Source organism: Paenibacillus puerhi (assembly GCF_009846885.1).
GTDB classification, from domain to species: Bacteria; Bacillota; Bacilli; order Paenibacillales; family NBRC-103111; genus Paenibacillus_G; species Paenibacillus_G puerhi.
The window spans coordinates 59,093-75,830 of the sequence record NZ_WUWM01000011.1; the positions used below are offsets into that span (position 1 = coordinate 59,093).

Here is a 16,738-nt window from a genome sequence, read left to right on the forward strand (position 1 = left end):
AATTTTCTTGCGATTATTTCCCAGGCAAGCGCAGCTTTCGCATTTTTCCGACACGCCGTATGGCTTCTGAATATAGACTTGTCGAGACAAACCTGAAGCTCCCTATTTAGCCGCTGGCTTATCTAGGGGCTTCTTTCGTATTCAGAGCGCTTAACAAATAGGGATGCCTGGATATGCCAAACACCCGCTGTCAGCCGCAAGGCAACAGCGGGCGGAGAAAAAGCTCAAAGGAATACGCTCGCAAGCTTTATCTGGAATTCAACTTAACCTGACCCCCCGTAGCAACACTTCGATTGGCCGCATCCAGAAACTTGATGATCTCTATCGTCTCTTCCAGCCTTACGTCGCACTGCCCCGTCTTGAACATGCGGATCACCCGCTCCAACAAACTCGCATAGTAGGGCTTGGCGTGACTGGCCATATGAGACAGCTTCGTACCGGCGGTCGTATGAATGGCTGCCGCATAGGACTGTCCGGGACGGCGACTGCCGCGTATCGTACCGATCCGGCCGTCCTCCCATATCCCCACGATCGAATCGCTGTCGCCGGAGCTGACCGCCGAAACCGACGAACAGCCCGGTCCCATGATCCGGTAAAGCATGTCCGCCGTGTGGATCCCGTACCAGTAGAAGCCGGATTGCGTCGGCTCGATCTGCATAGGACCGAAGCAGTCCGCGCCATGGATCTCCGCGCCATCTTCCACGGAGTCCAGCGATACCGTCAATGCCTCCGCATAGCGCAGTGCCGATGCGCTCATCACGGGAATGCGATGACGCTCCGCGAGCTCGGAGATACGCTCGGCAGCCTGAGGATCGACCGTCAACGGCTTGTCGATGAATACCGGCTTGCCGTAAGGCGCGACGGCCCGGAATTGCTCCTCATGCAGGCGACCGTCTGCGGTTATGAGCAGAATCGCATCCGCCTGCTCAGCCACCGCTTCAGGCGAGTCCAAGATGGCTGCGCCGTACTTCTCGCGCAGTTCGGCGGTAAAGCCCGCAACCCGATTGATGCTGAGCGGAAAATCCGCCGAGCCACCTGGATAGGCAGCCACGACCTGGCCTCCATGCACGTGATAGGAATGCGTAGCATCGTTGAACAGCTCCGCGAAAGCCGGAGCATGCGAGGTATCCAGTCCGATCATGCCGATACGAATCGGTTGTTCCATGCTTGTCAATCTCTTTTCCTCCCTCTCCATCGGAAATCGAAAGTCTGCGCTCTGGGATTACACGGACGCTTCCTCCCATAATCGCCGCGCATTCTCCAGCGCAATGCGCGCCCCGGTACGCGGTTCTTCCATCCCTTCGAACTCCAGAGAGACATAACCGTCATAGCCCGAGCTCTTCAGCGCCGAGATCACAGCAGGCGTGTCGATATCGCCCTGTCCGAAGATGGCCCCGCGCAAATAAGCCCCGTGGCTTGAGCGGAACCAGCCTTCCCCCGGATTGAAGGAAGCGGGGCGGCGGTAGAAGTCCTTCAGATGCACCATTGAGGCGTATGCCACATTATTCATAACAGCGCTAACCGGGTCCTCGTCGACGCAAAGGAAGTTGCCGATGTCCAGCGTCGTTCTGAAGTTCGGCCGGTTCACCTCGATCACCAGCCGACGGACGCGCTCGCTGTTCTGCACATAAAATCCATGATTCTCCAAACTGGTTGTCACTCCGCATGCAGCGGCATGATCCGCGATAAGCCGGCAGGCCTGGACCAGCCTCGGCAGGTCGGCTTCGAAGTTCTCCAGCGTCGTCTCCAGGATCGGGCGGGAGGCGACGTCATGACGCATCCGTGTCACGCCAAGCCGATGGGCGATGTCGACATGCTTGAGCGTTCTCTCGATTTCCTGTTCGTATTCTTGCTCGCTGGCTTTAACGAAGTTAGCACCTACGCAATAACCGGATATCTCAATGCCGACTTCCTCCGCCGTACGGCGAATATCGTCGATAAGCTCGGGATTTTCCAGTAAGTTAAAACTGAGGGGAACAATCTCGACATGCTCTCCTCCATGCTCCGCCACCCAACGGATCGCGTCCGTAAGCGACATTTCATTCGTATGCAGCAAGCGGTGCAGGCTGTAAGTGCTGAGTCCCAATTTCATGATAAGCTTCCTCCCTATCGTTCCTTCGGATATGGTTCATGGCGAAGCAGGCTTTCCAGACAAGCAAACCTGTAGATCTGCTTCGGTCTTCCCTTGGCCTTCCCGCGTTCCTCTCCGCTTACGAGCACGAGGCCGCCATCCATCCACTGGGTAAGCAGCCGATGCGTGCTGCGCACGGTCACGCCGAGCACGGCAGCCAGCTCATGCACATTGTAGGCCGTCTTGCCGGTACGAGTCATCTGCGCTACGATGCGGGACAAATAAAGCTGCGTCAACCCCGCCGCCTCCGCCTTCTCGATCAAGCTTGCGTCGAGCAGAGATACCTCGGCCTCAAGCGGCTCGGACATCTCCAGCGGCCCGATGACGCTTTCATCCTCGCGAACGATAAAGCAAAGATTGCCTCCGGCCTCCTTGGCCTGGCGCAGCGCCGTGCGGGCATGCGACCCCGCTTCATTGGCCGAGCGGCCGAAGCCGACGCCGATGCTGAGCGACAGGGCAAGCGAGCTCTGAGCCGACTTGGCGAGCGGAATAAACTTATATCCCCCCGTGTGGCGCTCGAACGTCCCGCGCGTAGTCACGAACAAATATTCGTCTCCCCCTAGGGATGTCACATGTCCCTCCAGCGTCTCCGCATATTCCAGCATCATCCGATGGATGTCCAGCTTCAGCCGCTGCACGTCATGCTCCGACTTGCGCTGCTCGGCCGCCTTGCGGAAGCCGTCGATATTGATCAGCCCGACGACAATCTGCGCTTCCTTGCTTTTACGCGTCTCGGTGGATAACAGAGCCCTCTCCAGCGTGACGATGATGTCCTGCTCGGTAGGCAGCACCCATTCGCACGGATAACCTTCCAGCGTCAAGGCCTCGGCAACCGACCTGAGACCCGTTAAAGCTACGGTTCCTCCACCGCACTGCTGGCCTTTGTGAAACCGGATCAGCGCCTCGACATCCGTAGCGCGCCCCTCCCCGTAGAAGCTTAAGGAAGGCAGCGGCTGCCCCAGCTCGCGGAACGTCCTCACGAACAGCTGCTCCGTCAAAGAATCGACCGATAGCGCCTTGAGCCCGTACGTCCGCTCGATCCGGAACAGCGACCGATACAAGCCGGCGCCCGTCAAAGGGACGTACAAGGCCGGAATGCGCCAATGCACTCGTTCCCGGCATACCTCATAAGGAAGCGGTCCGGAATACAGAATGACCTCGGCGAGCGGCATCAGCTCTTCCGTAAGTGCAACCGCTTCCGCAAGCGTTGCGTAGGCTCCCGTAAGGGGGAGAAACGATGGAAAAGACTTAATGGCCTGAAGCATGACCGGTATCATCGGTTCGGGACCGATCAGGGCGATGGGAATCCCCTTCTCTTGTGGAACGGGCCGCAGCAGATCAGACATGGTTCACCAACACTTTCCTCTCTTGTTGGGACAAGGGACGAGCTAGTCGGCTGCCTGATGCGGCCGGCCTCTCTCCGTCCATTGCCCGCTTTCCTCAAGCGCAAGCGCAGCCATCATCAGTACACCCTCCACGAGGCAGGCCTCATCGACTACGAACTTGGGATGATGAAGCCCGAAGGCTTGCTCCGCCCTCGAAGCAGGGCCCGATCCGAGCCAGAACAAGCTGCCCGGTACATGCTGCAGGAACACTGCGAAATCCTCGCCCGCCATCGTGGGCTGCGCTTCCTTGAGACGATCCTCTCCGAGCAGAGTCCGGGCTACCCGCTCTACCTGTTCGACGCAGCGAGCATCGCCTGCGAGCACCGGAGTCTGCGGAATATACCGAAGCTCCGCCTTGCAGCGGTAGGCCTCGGCGATATGACTCGAGAGCCGCTTCAGCCTCTCCGGCATCAGCTCCTGCACTTCGGGCGAGAAGGTTCGTACGGTACCGGTCAGCAGCGCCCGGTGCGGAATCACGTTGTTCGCTTCACCCGCCAGCAGACTGCCGATCGTGACGACGGCCGAGTCGAACGGCGATAGTTCGCGGCTGACCGCGGTCTGCAGTCCCATCACGATAGCCGATGCGGCCACGATCGGATCGATGCTTTGATCCGGTATGGCCCCGTGGCCTCCCTTACCCTCGATCACAAGCTCGATCCGGTCGACGGAGCCCATCATCGGGCCTTGTCGGACGGCTACTTGTCCGGCGGGCAAGGTCGGCAGGTTATGCAGCGCATAGATCGAGTCCACATCCCGGAGCACCCCGTCTGCCAGCATCGCCTTAGCTCCGGCATTGATCTCCTCCGCAGGCTGCAGGATGAACCGGACCGTGCCCGCAAGCAAATGGCGGTGTGCCGCGAGCAGACGCGCCGCGCCGATCAGAATGGCGGTATGCACGTCATGCCCGCAGGCGTGCATGAAGCCGGCACGCTCGGACGCGAAGGGCAGCCCGGTTTCTTCGCCGATAGGCAAAGCGTCCATATCGGCCCGCAAAGCTATCGTGGGACCGGGAACAGCTCCCCGAAGCTCCGCCACCACGCCCGTTCGACCGATCCCGGTCGTTACCGCAAGCCCCGCTTCTTCAAGCAGGCTCGCAGCAAGCGCAGCCGTCTTCTCTTCCTCGAAGGCCGTTTCGGGATAACGGTGAAGCGTTCGGCGCAGGTCCACCAGCTCCGGGTGAAGCCTCTCGGCGTAGGCGCGGAGCTCTGCGATATGCTGAGAGGTAAGCACCTTACTCATGAACGGCTCCCCCCTTGTCCGCGGCAGCCGGATTTGAAACATGCATAAGCTCGGGTCGCTCCTCTGCTTGACCAGCCGCCGGTTCCGGCGTGCCTGGGGACAGCCCGCCTCGCTTGTACAGCTTCTGCATCAGGCTCTTGCCGGTTTTCGTCTGGGCCAGACCGCCCTTGGCCGTCTCCCGATGCTTCTCAGGCATCGCCGATCCCACTTCATACATCACCTGGATGACTTCATCCGAAGGAATGACGCTGCGCACGCCGGCCAGCCCCATATCCGCGGCCGCGAGCGCCGTGACCGCTCCGAAGCCGTTGCGCACGATGCACGGAACCTCGACTAGCCCGGCCACCGGGTCGCAGATCAGGCCAAGCGTGTTTTTGAGCGCCAAGCCTACCGCATGCACGGCTTGCTCGGGATTTCCGCCGCGCAGCTCGACCAGCGCCCCGGCCGCCATGCCGATAGCGGAGCCGACCTCGGCTTGGCAGCCTCCCTCGGCTCCTGAGACGAACGAGCGGTTGGCGATCACATACCCGATCGCACCCGCAGCGAACAAGCCGTATACCATGTGCTTGTCGTCCCAGCCGAACCGCTCCTGCGAGCTGATGAAGACGCCGGGGATGATGCCGCAGGAGCCTGCCGTCGGCGTAGCGATGATCCGCCCCATCGAGGCGTTGACCTCCGATACGGCCAGCGCATAAGCCATAGAGCGGCAGGCCTCCTCCCCTAACAGAGGGACGGAGCTTGCGGCGTAGGCGGTCACCCGTTGGGCATCCAAACCGGTGAGCCCACTGCGCGAGGTCGTATCTTCCGTCAGTCCTTTGCGCACCGCTTCTTTCATTATCCCGTAATAACGGGTCATCTGGGCGAATTCTTCCTCCCGGCTGCGGCCGGTTTCTTTCGCTTGATCGTCCAGCATCAAGGATCCGATGGTCTTATTTTCCAGCATACAACGTTCGGCTAATTCTCGCAAGGAACGAACCATCATGGCCTTTTCCCCTCATCTTCCTTCAAATCGATAGCGACAGCGCGCCTGACATGCGCCACCTCGGCAATCTTCTTCATCATAGGCTCCTCAAACCGCTGATCGGCTTCGATGACCGTAATCACCCGGCCGGTGCGCGAGGTGCGGTCGACATCCATATAGCCGATATTCATCCCCTGCTCCTTAAACAGCTGGGTGACATCCGCAAGAACGCCCGGACGATCGTCATGGTAGATCAGCAGAGTCGGGTATTCGCCGGAGAACGACACCTGATGCTCGTCAACAGCCTGAATTTCGATATTGCCTCCGCCTATCGAGACGCCGCGCAGAGACAGCGTTCTCGTACCGCCTGACAGACTCAGATCCACCGTATTCGGGTGAGAAATAAGTCCGGCGCCCGTGCGAATCGACAGCTCCATGCCCGATCTCGCGGCTTCTCCCAGCGCGTCTGCAATACGCGCGTCATCGGTCGCAAAGCCGAGCAGCCCGCTGACCACCGCAAAATCCGTGCCATGCCCGCGATACGTGTCGGCGAACGAACCGTAGAAGACGATCTCAGCTTTGTCCGGTTGCCCTCCGAATAGCTTGCGGCCGACCAAACCGATGCGAACGGCGCCGGCCGTATGCGAGCTGGACGGTCCGATCATGGCGGGACCGATGATGGAGAAGACGTCCTTGAACCGCATGCCGTTTATCCCTCCAGCCAGCGCTGCAGCCGGGCAGCGACAAAATCATCATCATTCAGATGCGGATAGCTTCTGTACACCCGGTCGATCTCTTCCATCTGCCCCGGCGACAGCTCTTCGGCAGGATTCAGGCACCAGCGCCCCTCGAGCAGCCCTTGGCGCCTGAGTACCTCATGTATGCCTGGGATGCAGCCGTGGAAGCCGTTCGCCGGATCGAAGAACGCGGCATTGCTGTCGGTTACCTCGATATTGCGCGTCAGCCATTCCTGGGCGATACGCTCATCCTTGCGAGCCTCCTTGATTTCCTCCAGCAGCTCGACAGCCTTATGTGTCCAGACTGCCCAATGCCCGAGCAGACCGCCGACAATCCGCTTCTCGACCGGCTGGCCGTCCACGGGGAACCGGTAGATCGTAAACAGATCGTTTACGATATTGTCATCATTGCCTGTATAGAGCGCGATCTCATCGCGCCGTGAAGATTCGATCACCGCCCGGGCGACGTCGATCGTCTGGTAGCGGTTGAACGGCGCCATCTTGATCGCGATGACGTTCGGAATTTCGGCAAAGGCTCTCCAGAAGGCGTAGCTGAACAAGCGACCGCCTACCGATGGCTGCAGATAGAAGCCGATGATCGGAATCACGGACGCAACCTCACGCGCGCGCTCCAAATGCTGCTCCTCCGTCCAGCCGGGCAGCCCGCCCATACTGAGCAGACCGGCGTCATACCCAAGGTCCGCCGCCAGAGTCGCTTCAGCGACAGACTGATCGGCAGGTCCGCATATCCCGGCTACCTTCCAAAACGGACGGTCCGGGTTCGCCTTATCGATCTCCTCGGCTGCGAGCCTCAGCACCGGCTCGAACAGCCCGACCTCGGGCTTCCGAATCTCGAACTGGGTGGAATGAACGCCTACGGCTACACCGCCCGCTCCGCTTTCCACATAATATCGGGCCAGCGCCCGCTGTCTGCGCTCGTCAAGCTTCCGCTCCTCGTTCAGGGCAAGCGGATGCGCGGGAATGACCAAGCCTTCGTGCAGCGCCCGAAGCTTTGTTTCGGCAAGTGCTCTGGCTGTGCTCATCGCTTAGTAGTTCCCCTTTCTCTCCTGGAAATGAGTCGGTTTATTCCACATCTCGCCGCCTTCCGTTACCCAGCCGGCCACCCAATCCAGCATCTGATTGAGGCTAACCTTAGGATACCCGAACAGCTGATTGCACTTACCCGAATTGCTTAACAACGCATCCGGCGCTTCATGGCCCGTGAAGACCGGCTCGATGCCCATCCGCGCGCCGATCGATTCCGCTACGCGGCGCAGCGAGATCGTTTCGGGACCGGTCACGTTCAGGACCGTAGGAGGCGTAGAGCAAACCGTCAGCGCACGAAGCGCAATCTCGTTGGCATCTCCCTGCCAGATGCAGTTCACATGACCCATCGTCACGTCGATCGGCGTGCCTGCCTTGATGGACTTCGCGACTTCCAGCAGCACTCCGTAGCGGAGATCGATCGCATAATTTAACCGGTAGATCGTCATGGGCGTGTTGTACTTGCGGGCAAAATGCTCGAAGACACGCTCGCGTCCCAGGCAGGACTGGCCGTATTCGCCGACCGGACCGGTGGCCTGCTCCTCGGTTGCCCCTCCCTGGCTCACCGGAGTAAGCGGATAAACGTTACCTGTGGAGAATGCGACGATACGCGAGTTTTTATACTTCTCGGCCACGCGGCCGGGGAGATACGCGTTCATCACCCAAGTGAAGTGCTCATTGCCCTTCGTGCCGAATTTATTGCCGGCCATGTAGAGTACATTGTCCACATGAGGCAGCGCTTGCAAAGCCTCGTCATTCAGCAGGTCGACGGCAATCGTCTCCACGCCGATCGCTTCCAGCTCCTCGCGAAGCGTTCCGTTCGAGAAGCGCGAGGCTCCGATTACCTTCTTGTTCAGGCCTGCTTCTTTAATGGCATTAACCGCTAATTGGGCCAGGGTCGGTCCCATCTTCCCGCCTACGCCCAGCAGCATGATATCGCCTTCGACAGAAGCCAGGTCGCGGATCAGCTCGGGGGATGGCTGCGCCATGCGCGCTTCTAGCTCTTGAATCGTTTTCATGAACAATCTCCCTTTCTTTACGAGCATTTTTATAACGTTGTGTGTGTGTCTCATCCCCTATGATAACGGTCAGTTTCATTAAAAGACAGGACTTTAAAAAGTCTTTAATACACATCGATTAAAGCCAAAAAAGCGCCGCAGGTACGTTTTCGTACCCGCGGCGCTTTTTGGCCGGGCCTCCTATTCCAGCAGCTCGCACATCGCATCCAGCGCTTCCTCTTCGTCGCCTCCGCGTGTTTGAATCCGCAGTCTGGTGCCCTCTCGCAGCGGCATGATCATCATCCCCAGCACGCTTTTGGCATCCAGCTTAATCTCCAGATCCTCGCAAAGCAGAATAATATCGGACTTGAAGCCGTTAGCCTTCTGGGATAGCAGCTGCCAATCCTGAAACTCAAACGAACGTCTGACCGTCACCTCATGTACCCTCATCCCACCGAACCTCCACCGAGCCGTAACCCTCATCTTTTCCTTATCGTATGCAAGACGAAAGGGACGAGCAGCGGCGCGTATCCGATACCCGCTGCCATGCCGTCATTCGCTTGCTTCTATCCCCTATTATTCGAGGTCGGTCGCCTTTCTCCTGCCGGAAGCACGAAGGACCTCTTGTTCGGGCTATCCTTACTCCGCCTTCCATCGCCCGGTGAGCCACAGCTCGATGCCAGCGGCCGTCTTCATCAAATTCGTTACCCCCGCCGTATCGGCAAACGGAGCATATCCGCGGAAATAGTCGGGATGTCCGCCTACGATGGGAAGCTCGACCCTCGCAGCCGGCGCATGCTTGTCGCGGCTCCAACGCAGCCGCACGCCTGACGGCCGTTCCCAGCCGCCCCAGCTGCCCAGCAGAGCTACCGGATCGCCGAAGGAAAGTCTCCGGTCAGCCCGTGCCGCTTCCATAACCAGCACGTCCTCCCTTTCCTCAGGCGTAACCCGGCACTTGGGCGCGCCGACGAGGATGCATCGGATACGGACGGAGGCCTCGCGCCGGTGCAGCCACCGCGCCGCATGCAATCCTGCCAGGCCGCCGCCGCTGTGGCAAAGCAGCAGCACTTCGACGGGATCGCTGCCCTCCCTATCGCCCAGCCTCTCCTGCACGCCATCCATCAGCCTTTCTCTTATGCGCGCGGCTCCGATGCTCCGCTCATACCTACTGGGGCTCAGAGCCAGATCATAGGCAATCTCGGCCAGCTGTGCGATGAGTGGACGGCTCCAATCCCCGTAGGGGAATAGCGGCTCGACCCGGGTCTGGACGCCAAGCCTGCTCAGCCTCTCGGTCATCTCTCCCCCGATCGCGTCCATAAATCCCGGAGCCGTCGCAAGCCCCGGCAGCAGCAGCATGTATGCTTTACGAGCAACTGTCATCGATGGACTCACCCTTTCCGCCTGAATGCCAAGCTCCGGCTTTCTCCTCTTAAACGCGGCCAAACTTTAGTAGTAAGTATACCGAATCGCGGCACAGCCAAGTACCGGATCCAGCTCCGCCCTCGACCAAGGTCCAGCCGGACGTCAGCCTTCAGACGGTTTTCGAAACGGATGAAATGGTTTACAATGAACGTATAAGTAAGGATCGAACAAAGGACAGGTGAAGAACAGATGAAATGGAACGGAAGAACCATCGGGGGCATAGCCCTCGCTCTACTGGGCGTGTGCTCGGTATTCGTATGGGGAGCACTGTGGGCGCTGATTTCTTACGCACTCGCTTTCGCCCTGCTATTTTTCGGATATCGGTTTTGGCGGGAAGCGGACAACACCTTTAAGCAGATCTGCAGCGGCCTGGGCATGTTCGCCGGTCTCCTTCTGCTGATCTACTGGCTGCCGAAGTTTATCGCCCTGCTGATCTCCGTAGCTATGATTCTCGGAGGCTGGTGGCTGTATCGGACAGGCCAAGGCTCCAGCTATTCCTACCGGGTCAAATAAGCATCGCAACCACAGTCGGAATGGACTGCCCTCCTTTAGCGGATGGGCAGTCTTTTTTGACGTTCCGGGCTGGATGACCGCCTCGGGATCCGCCAACTCGCCGACTCGTCAACTGCTTGAAGTGGCTACGGATCCCGCTCCGTTCCACAACCTACATGCGCGGCTTCGCTCGGCTTGTCGGGAGCGCAGCCAGCGGATCATCCGGCCACACATGCTTCGGATAGCGTCCCTTCAGATCTTTCTTGATCTCGAAATAGGCCTCGCGCCAAAAGCTCGCCAAATCCCGCGTTACCTGCACCGGCCGGTGAGCCGGCGACAACAGGTGAAGCACCAGCGCGACCCGCCCTTCAGCCAGAAGCGGCGTCTGCTGCAAGCCGAACATTTCCTGCAGGCGCACAGCCAGCGTCGGGGCGTCGGGATCGCTGTAATCGATCGGAATCCGGGAACCGCTTGGCACGATCCAGTGAGTAGGCGCCTGGGCGTCAAGCGCCTGACGCTGAGACCAGGACAGCATGCCCTCCAGCAAAGCAGCCGGCTGCAGCCGATGAAGCTCCTCTCGCTGCTTCATCCCGTAGAGATGAGGACCCAGCCATTCCTCGAGCGTAGCAAGGAGAGCTTCGTCCGACACATCCGGCCAGCCGCTGTCTCCCGTATGCCGGTGCATGAAAGATAGGCGTTCCCGCAGCTGAAGGGCAGATTTCGACCAGTTCAGCAGTTGAAGTCCTTCGATCCGTACGCCTTCCAGCAGTGCGGCCAGCATCGCCTCCGCATCCGGCTTTTCCCACACCGTTTCCTTCAGTACAAGCGCTCCCAGCCTTACGCGCTGGCGGGCTCTTACGTTCCGTACCTGCCTGTCCCAGTAGACGACCGACTCTTTGGACATTTCCTGCTCCAAATGCCGATATAGCTCGTCCTCCGCGATGGGTGCGGCCAGCAGGATCCGACTGTCCGTCCCCAGATCGTCAAGCTCGGCCACGGCGAGGAAAGGGGCAAGCGATAAGCTTTGCGTCCGGCCAAACACCGCCCCCCGGCCCCCGCTGAGCAGAAAGCGTCCGTCCCCGCGATTCTGCGCGATGCGGTCAGGGAAGGCGAAGGCCAGCAGCAGCCCTGTCCGGGCCTCGGCCTCCGCCCCCGCTTCCCGTCCCAGCCCCAGCTTGCGCTTCCATTGTGCCGCTTCGTCGACGACACGCCGCTTAGCCGCATCGTCCGCTCCCGGCCGGGCAGCGCCTCCCTGCCTTTCCCGCATGAATCCGCGCAGCGCTGTGTAGCGCTGCCCGAGATCCGCATCCGTTCCGCCCGCTCCTCCGCGAAACAAATCCCGTTCCTGCAGCAGGGCAGCCAGCTCGCAGGCAGCCTCCCCCAGCCCGAGCGGGATGGCTCTCAGCGTCATGTGCGCCAGGCGGGGCTCCATGCCCAGGTCCGCCATGCGACGTCCGTGTGCGGTCAGGGCTCCCCCCGCATCCAGTGCCCCAAGCTGTCGCAGCAGCTCCCGGGCCTGCGCGTAGGCTCCCGCAGGCGGCGGCGTCAGCCAGCGGAGCGCGGACGGGTCCGCGACGCCCCAGACCGCCAGCTCCAGCGCCAGCGGTGCCAGATCGGCTTCCGCAATCTCGGGTGTCCGATGCTCGCTCAGCAGCCGATCCTCCGCCTCCGTCCAGACCCGGTAGCATATTCCGGGGGCCTGCCTGCCTGCGCGCCCTCTTCTCTGATCCGCGGAAGCTCTGGATACGCGCTGCGTTTCCAGCCTCGTCATCCCCGTGCGCGGCGAGAACCGCGGCGACCGCGTCAATCCGCTGTCGATCACGATGCGCACTCCGTCCACCGTGAGGCTGGACTCGGCAATCGGCGTGGACAGCACAATCTTGCGTTCGCCGCCCTTCGAAGGCCGCAGCGCCGCTTCCTGCCCCTGCGGGGATAGCATCCCATACAGTGGCGCTATGCGGATGCCGGCCAGCCCGGGACGGCCGGCAAGTATCGATTCGACACGATGGATTTCCCCCGCGCCGGGCAAGAACACGAGCACATCCCCTTCCGCCTCGGCACAAGCCGTCTCGATCACTCGGGCAACCGCCTGCTCGATGCGTTCATGAGTTCGAAGCGGCGGCGCATACCGGGTCTCCACCGGGTAGCTCCTCCCCTGGCTCACAAGCACCGGCGCATCCGTCATGAGCTCGGACACAGCTGTCGCATCCAGCGTAGCGGACATGACCAGCAGACGCAGCTCCTCGCGAAGCGCCCCCTGCGCCTCCAGGCATAGCGCGAGTCCGAGATCGGCCTGCAGACTTCGCTCGTGATATTCATCAAACAGCACCAGTCCCGCTTCTTCCAGAGACGGATCATGCTGCAGCATCCGGGTGAGCACGCCCTCCGTAATAACTTCGATCCGCGTTTTGGCGCTCACCTTTGTCTCCAGTCTTACGCGGTAGCCGACGGTTTCGCCGACCTGCTCGCCAAGCGCTTCCGCCATGTAGCGAGCCGCTGCCTTGGCTGCAAGCCGTCTTGGCTCCAGCAGCAGCAGCTTCCTTCCCTGCAGCCACGGCTCTTCCAATAAAGCGAGCGGTACCCGCGTCGTTTTGCCTGCTCCCGGCTCCGCGACAAGTACCGCTCTCGTATGCTGTGCCAGCGTGCTGCGGATTTCCGGCAGCAGCCCGTCTATCGGTCGTGCATCCAGCTCTATCACTTCTGCTTGCCCCCTGCCTTATTCAAGCTTGCGGCCTGATCGAGGCTCCAAGCTCACCGGATCGATGTCATATCCGATCCCTCGGCTGGTCACTCCGTTAAAGGAGTGCACATGGCGGGGAATCGAAAGCACCGTAACATAAAAATTGCCCTGAAAAAGAAAAGGCTCATCATCCACCTTGGAAATAATTCTATGGTAGTGCTCGCCATTAGGCAAACCGACCGCCGGCCCGGTCATACCGACAAACCGGTGAAAATGCCCGTCCGCAACCAATGTGTATCCCTGGAAGTTATGGACGTGTCCGTCCCTAGAATTGCCATTGACCGGATAGGTGAACAAATTCATCGGATGGGCGTGCTCGAGGGTAACCCCCGTCACCGTCGAAAAAAAATGCGCATGCGCTAAGGCCGGAGCTTCCGAAGTCTGACTCGGGCCTTCCCCTATCCCACGCTGTCCGCTCTGTTCTTCCCGCCGAGCCTCCATCCGATCTCCCCTTTTCCGGCATCCTGATCTGATTATCCCAGTATACGCATAGAGGAGATCCCATCATGCCTAGCCCGTTTCCCTAGCCCTTGACAGGCAGCTCAATCCAGCCTTTATAGATCGAATAATAAAACAGAAACGAGCTGATCAGGCCGAGTACCAGCATCAGCACCACCATAGCCTTTTTTTTCTGAAAAATAAACAAAAACGCGAGACTGAAAAATGTACCCATAATAACCAAACAAATCAGCATGATAATGGTTGCCATACGGCTCTCATACCCCTTTACTTCACGATAGGACCTTGGCCCCTGACGATTACCAAAATACCACAATTCCGACTCGAAACCTATACAATCTGTTCCCGATCCATGACAAATTGTTGACAGGATACTGGCCTAGCGAGATCAGACCCCTCATCCATCCTTATGAGCACTGTGCTCATGCTCGGCAGCGCCGTCATGCTGTTCGAGAAATGTAACCGATAGCTCGGCGTAATACACGCCCTTCAGTACTTGAATACGCTGCTTCAGCTCACGCAGCTTGGCATGCTGCCCGCGGACGACCAAAATTTCCAGACATTGATGATGATTGAGATGCACATGCATCGTCGAAATGATCTGATGATGATAATCATGCTGCAGCTCGATCAACGTAAGTGGGAGATCGGAGACATGATGGTCGTACACCATGACGATCGTCCCGGCTACCGGCCGATCGGCCTGAAGCCCTCCCGGCTCGAGCAGCACCCGCCGCACCAGATCCCGGATCGCTTCCGAGCGGTTCGTATACCCTTGCTCCGTCAAGTACAAGTCGAACTGTTTGACGAGCTCCTCTGGCATCGATACGCCAAAGCGAGTCAATATATCTTTTTCCACTGGCATCACTCCGTCAACTCGCATCTCTGCTGCCCATTTTAACATAACGGACCGCAGGCAAAAAGACCTTCCTCCGTCATGCCGACAGATGGAAGGCCTTGGTCTCTTGGCGACTGCCCCTGGACACCTGCTTCGCGGCGCTCCCGCTTACTCCGAACAGCCAGAGCTTGCGACTTCGCCCTCTTCTACGTTGATCTTCTCGGAGATCGAATCGCGGATAACTCCCATCACCAGCTGAAGCAAATAGTTGATATCCTCTTGGGATTGCTTGAATTGGCTGACGATCGGGATCGAATCGAGCTGATCCTGAAGCGTGTCGATTTCACCTTCGATCTTATCGACCATCTTCTGGTTCTGAAACGTTTCGAAGGCTACGATCTCCTTCTGCTTCTTCTTGATCGCGCTGATCAACGTTTGAATCTGGTCATTGCCTGCGATCTGCTTCTCCGCCTGTTGAAAAAATTGAACCTCATTGGAAGCCGACAGCATCTCAGCCAGCTCCTTCGCTTTGGCCAAAATGTCCTCGCTGACGATCATTTCCGTATTGGTGTACAATTCCATGCCGCAATCCGTAAATTTTTGCTCCGCCATTTCGCTCGCACGCCCCTTTATTATCCTATTAACCTAGTTGTGATCTTACCGCTTCCTGTACCCATTCGCCCTTAATGTAGAAGGTCGGCGTCTCGGTAATGCGCACATGGACGAACTGGCCGATCAGCTCCTTCGGTCCCTCAAAGTGAACCAGCTTATTCGTCCGGCTGCGTCCTGCGAGCACCTGTTCATTGTTCTTGCTTTCGCCTTCCACAAGCACTTCGAGCGTCTGGCCCTTTAACCGGTCATTGCTGGCCTTGCTGTACTCGTTGAGCGTGTCGTTCAGACGGTACAAACGCTGTTTTTTGACGTCGGCCGGGATATCGTCCTTCATCTCAGCGGCAGGCGTGCCTTCCCGCGGTGAATAGATGAAGGTATACGCGCTATCGTATCCCACCTCGCGTACGAGAGCCAGCGTGTCCTCGAACTGCTCGTCCGTCTCGCCCGGGAAACCGACGATAATATCCGTCGTCAGCACAACGTCAGGCATGGCGGCTTTAATTTTGCCGACGAGCTCCAGGTACAGCTCACGCGTGTACTTACGGCTCATCCGCTTCAAAATTTCATTGCTGCCTGATTGAACGGGCAGATGGATATGCTCCATCAGATTGCCCTTCTTCGCCAGCACCTCGATCAGATGATCGTCGAAGTCGCGAGGATGGCTCGTCGTGAACCGCACGCGGGGGATATCGATCTTGCTGACATCGTTCATCAGATCGCCGAACCGGTATTCGATATCCTCAAAGTCCTTACCGTACGCGTTGACATTTTGGCCCAGCAGCATAATTTCCTTGAAGCCCTGACGGGCCAGCTCGCGCACCTCGGCGATAACGTCCTCGGGACGGCGGCTCCGCTCCTTGCCCCGCGTATAGGGAACGATACAATACGTACAGAATTTATCGCAGCCGTACATAATGTTCACCCAAGCTTTTATCCCTTCCCGCTTCTTGGGCATATTCTCGATGATGTCGCCTTCCTTGGACCATACCTCGACAACCATCTCCCGGTTGAAGGAAGCATCCTTGAGCAGGACCGGAAGCCGGTGAATATTATGCGTGCCGAAAATCAGATCGACGAACGGATGCTTGGTCATGATCCGGTTCACGACGCCTTCTTCCTGCGACATACAGCCGCATACGCCGAGGATAAGCGAAGGCTTCTCGATCTTCAAGTGCTTCAGATGGCCGAGCTCGCCGAATACTTTATCCTCTGCATTCTCGCGAACGGCACAGGTATTCAGCAAAATCATATCGGCCTGCTTGCGGTCATCCGTCGACTGATAGCCCATCTGCTCCAGCATGCCCTTGATCGTCTCGGTGTCATGCTCGTTCATCTGACATCCGTAGGTCACGATCTGATAGAACTTGCCCTTGCCGAATGCCTTCATGTCGTCGGGAATACCGAAATCATAATGAACCTCGATCGATTCCTTACCCCTCCGCTTCCCCTCGGCAAAGTCAGGCTGCGAATTGATCTGAATATTTCTCCCTTTGATCCGGTACGTCGTTTTCCCTTCTTCCTGGGACACGACCTTCGCATCGGAAAAATCAAAATATTTGGAGTAATCCTTCACCTTGTCGGATTTTAAGTCCGATGTATTTGGGTTCTCCTTGGTCATCCTCTTACACTTCCTTTATGGTCAATTCCGCTAATCTATATTTTCATTTTCATTCGAGCATC

At 58.6% G+C, this 16,738-nt stretch carries 17 protein-coding genes; 1 reads left to right on the forward strand and 16 read right to left on the reverse strand.

The window, feature by feature from the left end:
* Positions 1-247: 247 nt before the first annotated feature.
* The 10 genes from GSF01_RS11890 to GSF01_RS11935 all read right to left on the reverse strand — a co-directional run bounded on the left by GSF01_RS11890 (position 248) and on the right by GSF01_RS11935 (position 9,875).
* Complete coding sequence (locus tag GSF01_RS11890) at positions 248-1,165, reverse strand: Gfo/Idh/MocA family protein (RefSeq protein ID WP_159884217.1); 918 nt, start codon at positions 1,163-1,165, stop codon at positions 248-250.
* A gap of 57 nt (positions 1,166-1,222) precedes the next feature.
* A complete protein-coding gene (locus GSF01_RS11895; protein WP_159884219.1) occupies positions 1,223-2,092 on the reverse strand; it encodes a sugar phosphate isomerase/epimerase family protein in 870 nt (289 codons plus the stop codon).
* A gap of 14 nt (positions 2,093-2,106) precedes the next feature.
* Entirely contained in the window at positions 2,107-3,477 is a 1,371-nt protein-coding gene (locus GSF01_RS11900) for a GGDEF domain-containing protein (protein WP_159884221.1), read from the reverse strand.
* 42 nt (positions 3,478-3,519) lie between these two features.
* Entirely contained in the window at positions 3,520-4,755 is a 1,236-nt protein-coding gene (locus tag GSF01_RS11905) for a M20 metallopeptidase family protein (protein WP_159884223.1), read from the reverse strand.
* A complete protein-coding gene (gene sdaAA, locus GSF01_RS11910; RefSeq protein ID WP_159884225.1) occupies positions 4,748-5,737 on the reverse strand; it encodes an L-serine ammonia-lyase, iron-sulfur-dependent, subunit alpha in 990 nt (329 codons plus the stop codon). Before sdaAA ends, GSF01_RS11905 begins: the two co-directional genes overlap by 8 nt.
* Positions 5,734-6,420, reverse strand: a complete 687-nt coding sequence (gene sdaAB / locus GSF01_RS11915; RefSeq protein ID WP_159884227.1) for an L-serine ammonia-lyase, iron-sulfur-dependent subunit beta — start codon at positions 6,418-6,420, stop codon at positions 5,734-5,736. The genes sdaAA and sdaAB overlap by 4 nt, the downstream gene beginning before the upstream one ends.
* A 5-nt stretch (positions 6,421-6,425) precedes the next feature.
* On the reverse strand, positions 6,426-7,496 hold the full coding sequence (locus tag GSF01_RS11920; RefSeq protein WP_159884229.1) for a dihydrodipicolinate synthase family protein: 1,071 nt from the start codon (positions 7,494-7,496) through the stop codon (positions 6,426-6,428).
* Between the two features lie 3 nt (positions 7,497-7,499).
* Positions 7,500-8,516 carry an NAD-dependent epimerase/dehydratase family protein gene (locus GSF01_RS11925; RefSeq protein ID WP_159884231.1) on the reverse strand — a complete coding sequence of 339 codons (1,017 nt, stop codon included), beginning with the start codon at positions 8,514-8,516 and terminating at the stop codon, positions 7,500-7,502.
* A 180-nt stretch (positions 8,517-8,696) separates the two neighbouring features.
* Entirely contained in the window at positions 8,697-8,945 is a 249-nt protein-coding gene (locus tag GSF01_RS11930; RefSeq protein WP_159884233.1) for an HPr family phosphocarrier protein, read from the reverse strand.
* 189 nt (positions 8,946-9,134) lie between these two features.
* On the reverse strand, positions 9,135-9,875 hold the full coding sequence (locus GSF01_RS11935) for a hypothetical protein (RefSeq protein ID WP_159884235.1): 741 nt from the start codon (positions 9,873-9,875) through the stop codon (positions 9,135-9,137).
* A 231-nt stretch (positions 9,876-10,106) separates the two neighbouring features.
* Here GSF01_RS11935 and GSF01_RS11940 point away from each other — a divergent pair, with 231 nt between their 5' ends.
* Positions 10,107-10,430, forward strand: coding sequence for a hypothetical protein (locus GSF01_RS11940; RefSeq protein WP_159884237.1), 324 nt, complete (start codon positions 10,107-10,109; stop codon positions 10,428-10,430).
* 151 nt (positions 10,431-10,581) lie between these two features.
* Here the strand turns inward: GSF01_RS11940 and hrpB are convergent, their stop codons facing one another.
* From hrpB to miaB, 6 genes are all read right to left on the reverse strand, one after another.
* Positions 10,582-13,098: an ATP-dependent helicase HrpB gene (hrpB, locus tag GSF01_RS11945; protein WP_159884448.1), complete on the reverse strand. Its 2,517-nt coding sequence runs from the start codon at positions 13,096-13,098 to the stop codon at positions 10,582-10,584.
* Positions 13,099-13,125: 27 nt separating this feature from the next.
* Complete coding sequence (locus GSF01_RS11950) at positions 13,126-13,590, reverse strand: YmaF family protein (RefSeq protein ID WP_159884239.1); 465 nt, start codon at positions 13,588-13,590, stop codon at positions 13,126-13,128.
* 82 nt (positions 13,591-13,672) lie between these two features.
* Positions 13,673-13,858, reverse strand: a complete 186-nt coding sequence (locus GSF01_RS11955; RefSeq protein WP_159884241.1) for a hypothetical protein — start codon at positions 13,856-13,858, stop codon at positions 13,673-13,675.
* Between the two features lie 147 nt (positions 13,859-14,005).
* Positions 14,006-14,473: a nickel-responsive transcriptional regulator NikR gene (gene nikR / locus GSF01_RS11960; RefSeq protein WP_235941419.1), complete on the reverse strand. Its 468-nt coding sequence runs from the start codon at positions 14,471-14,473 to the stop codon at positions 14,006-14,008.
* A gap of 141 nt (positions 14,474-14,614) precedes the next feature.
* Positions 14,615-15,058 (reverse strand): RicAFT regulatory complex protein RicA family protein, encoded by a 444-nt coding sequence (locus GSF01_RS11965; protein ID WP_159884245.1) that lies wholly within the window; start codon positions 15,056-15,058, stop codon positions 14,615-14,617.
* Positions 15,059-15,086: 28 nt separating this feature from the next.
* Positions 15,087-16,676, reverse strand: coding sequence for a tRNA (N6-isopentenyl adenosine(37)-C2)-methylthiotransferase MiaB (miaB, locus tag GSF01_RS11970; RefSeq protein ID WP_159884247.1), 1,590 nt, complete (start codon positions 16,674-16,676; stop codon positions 15,087-15,089).
* Positions 16,677-16,738 lie beyond the last annotated feature (62 nt).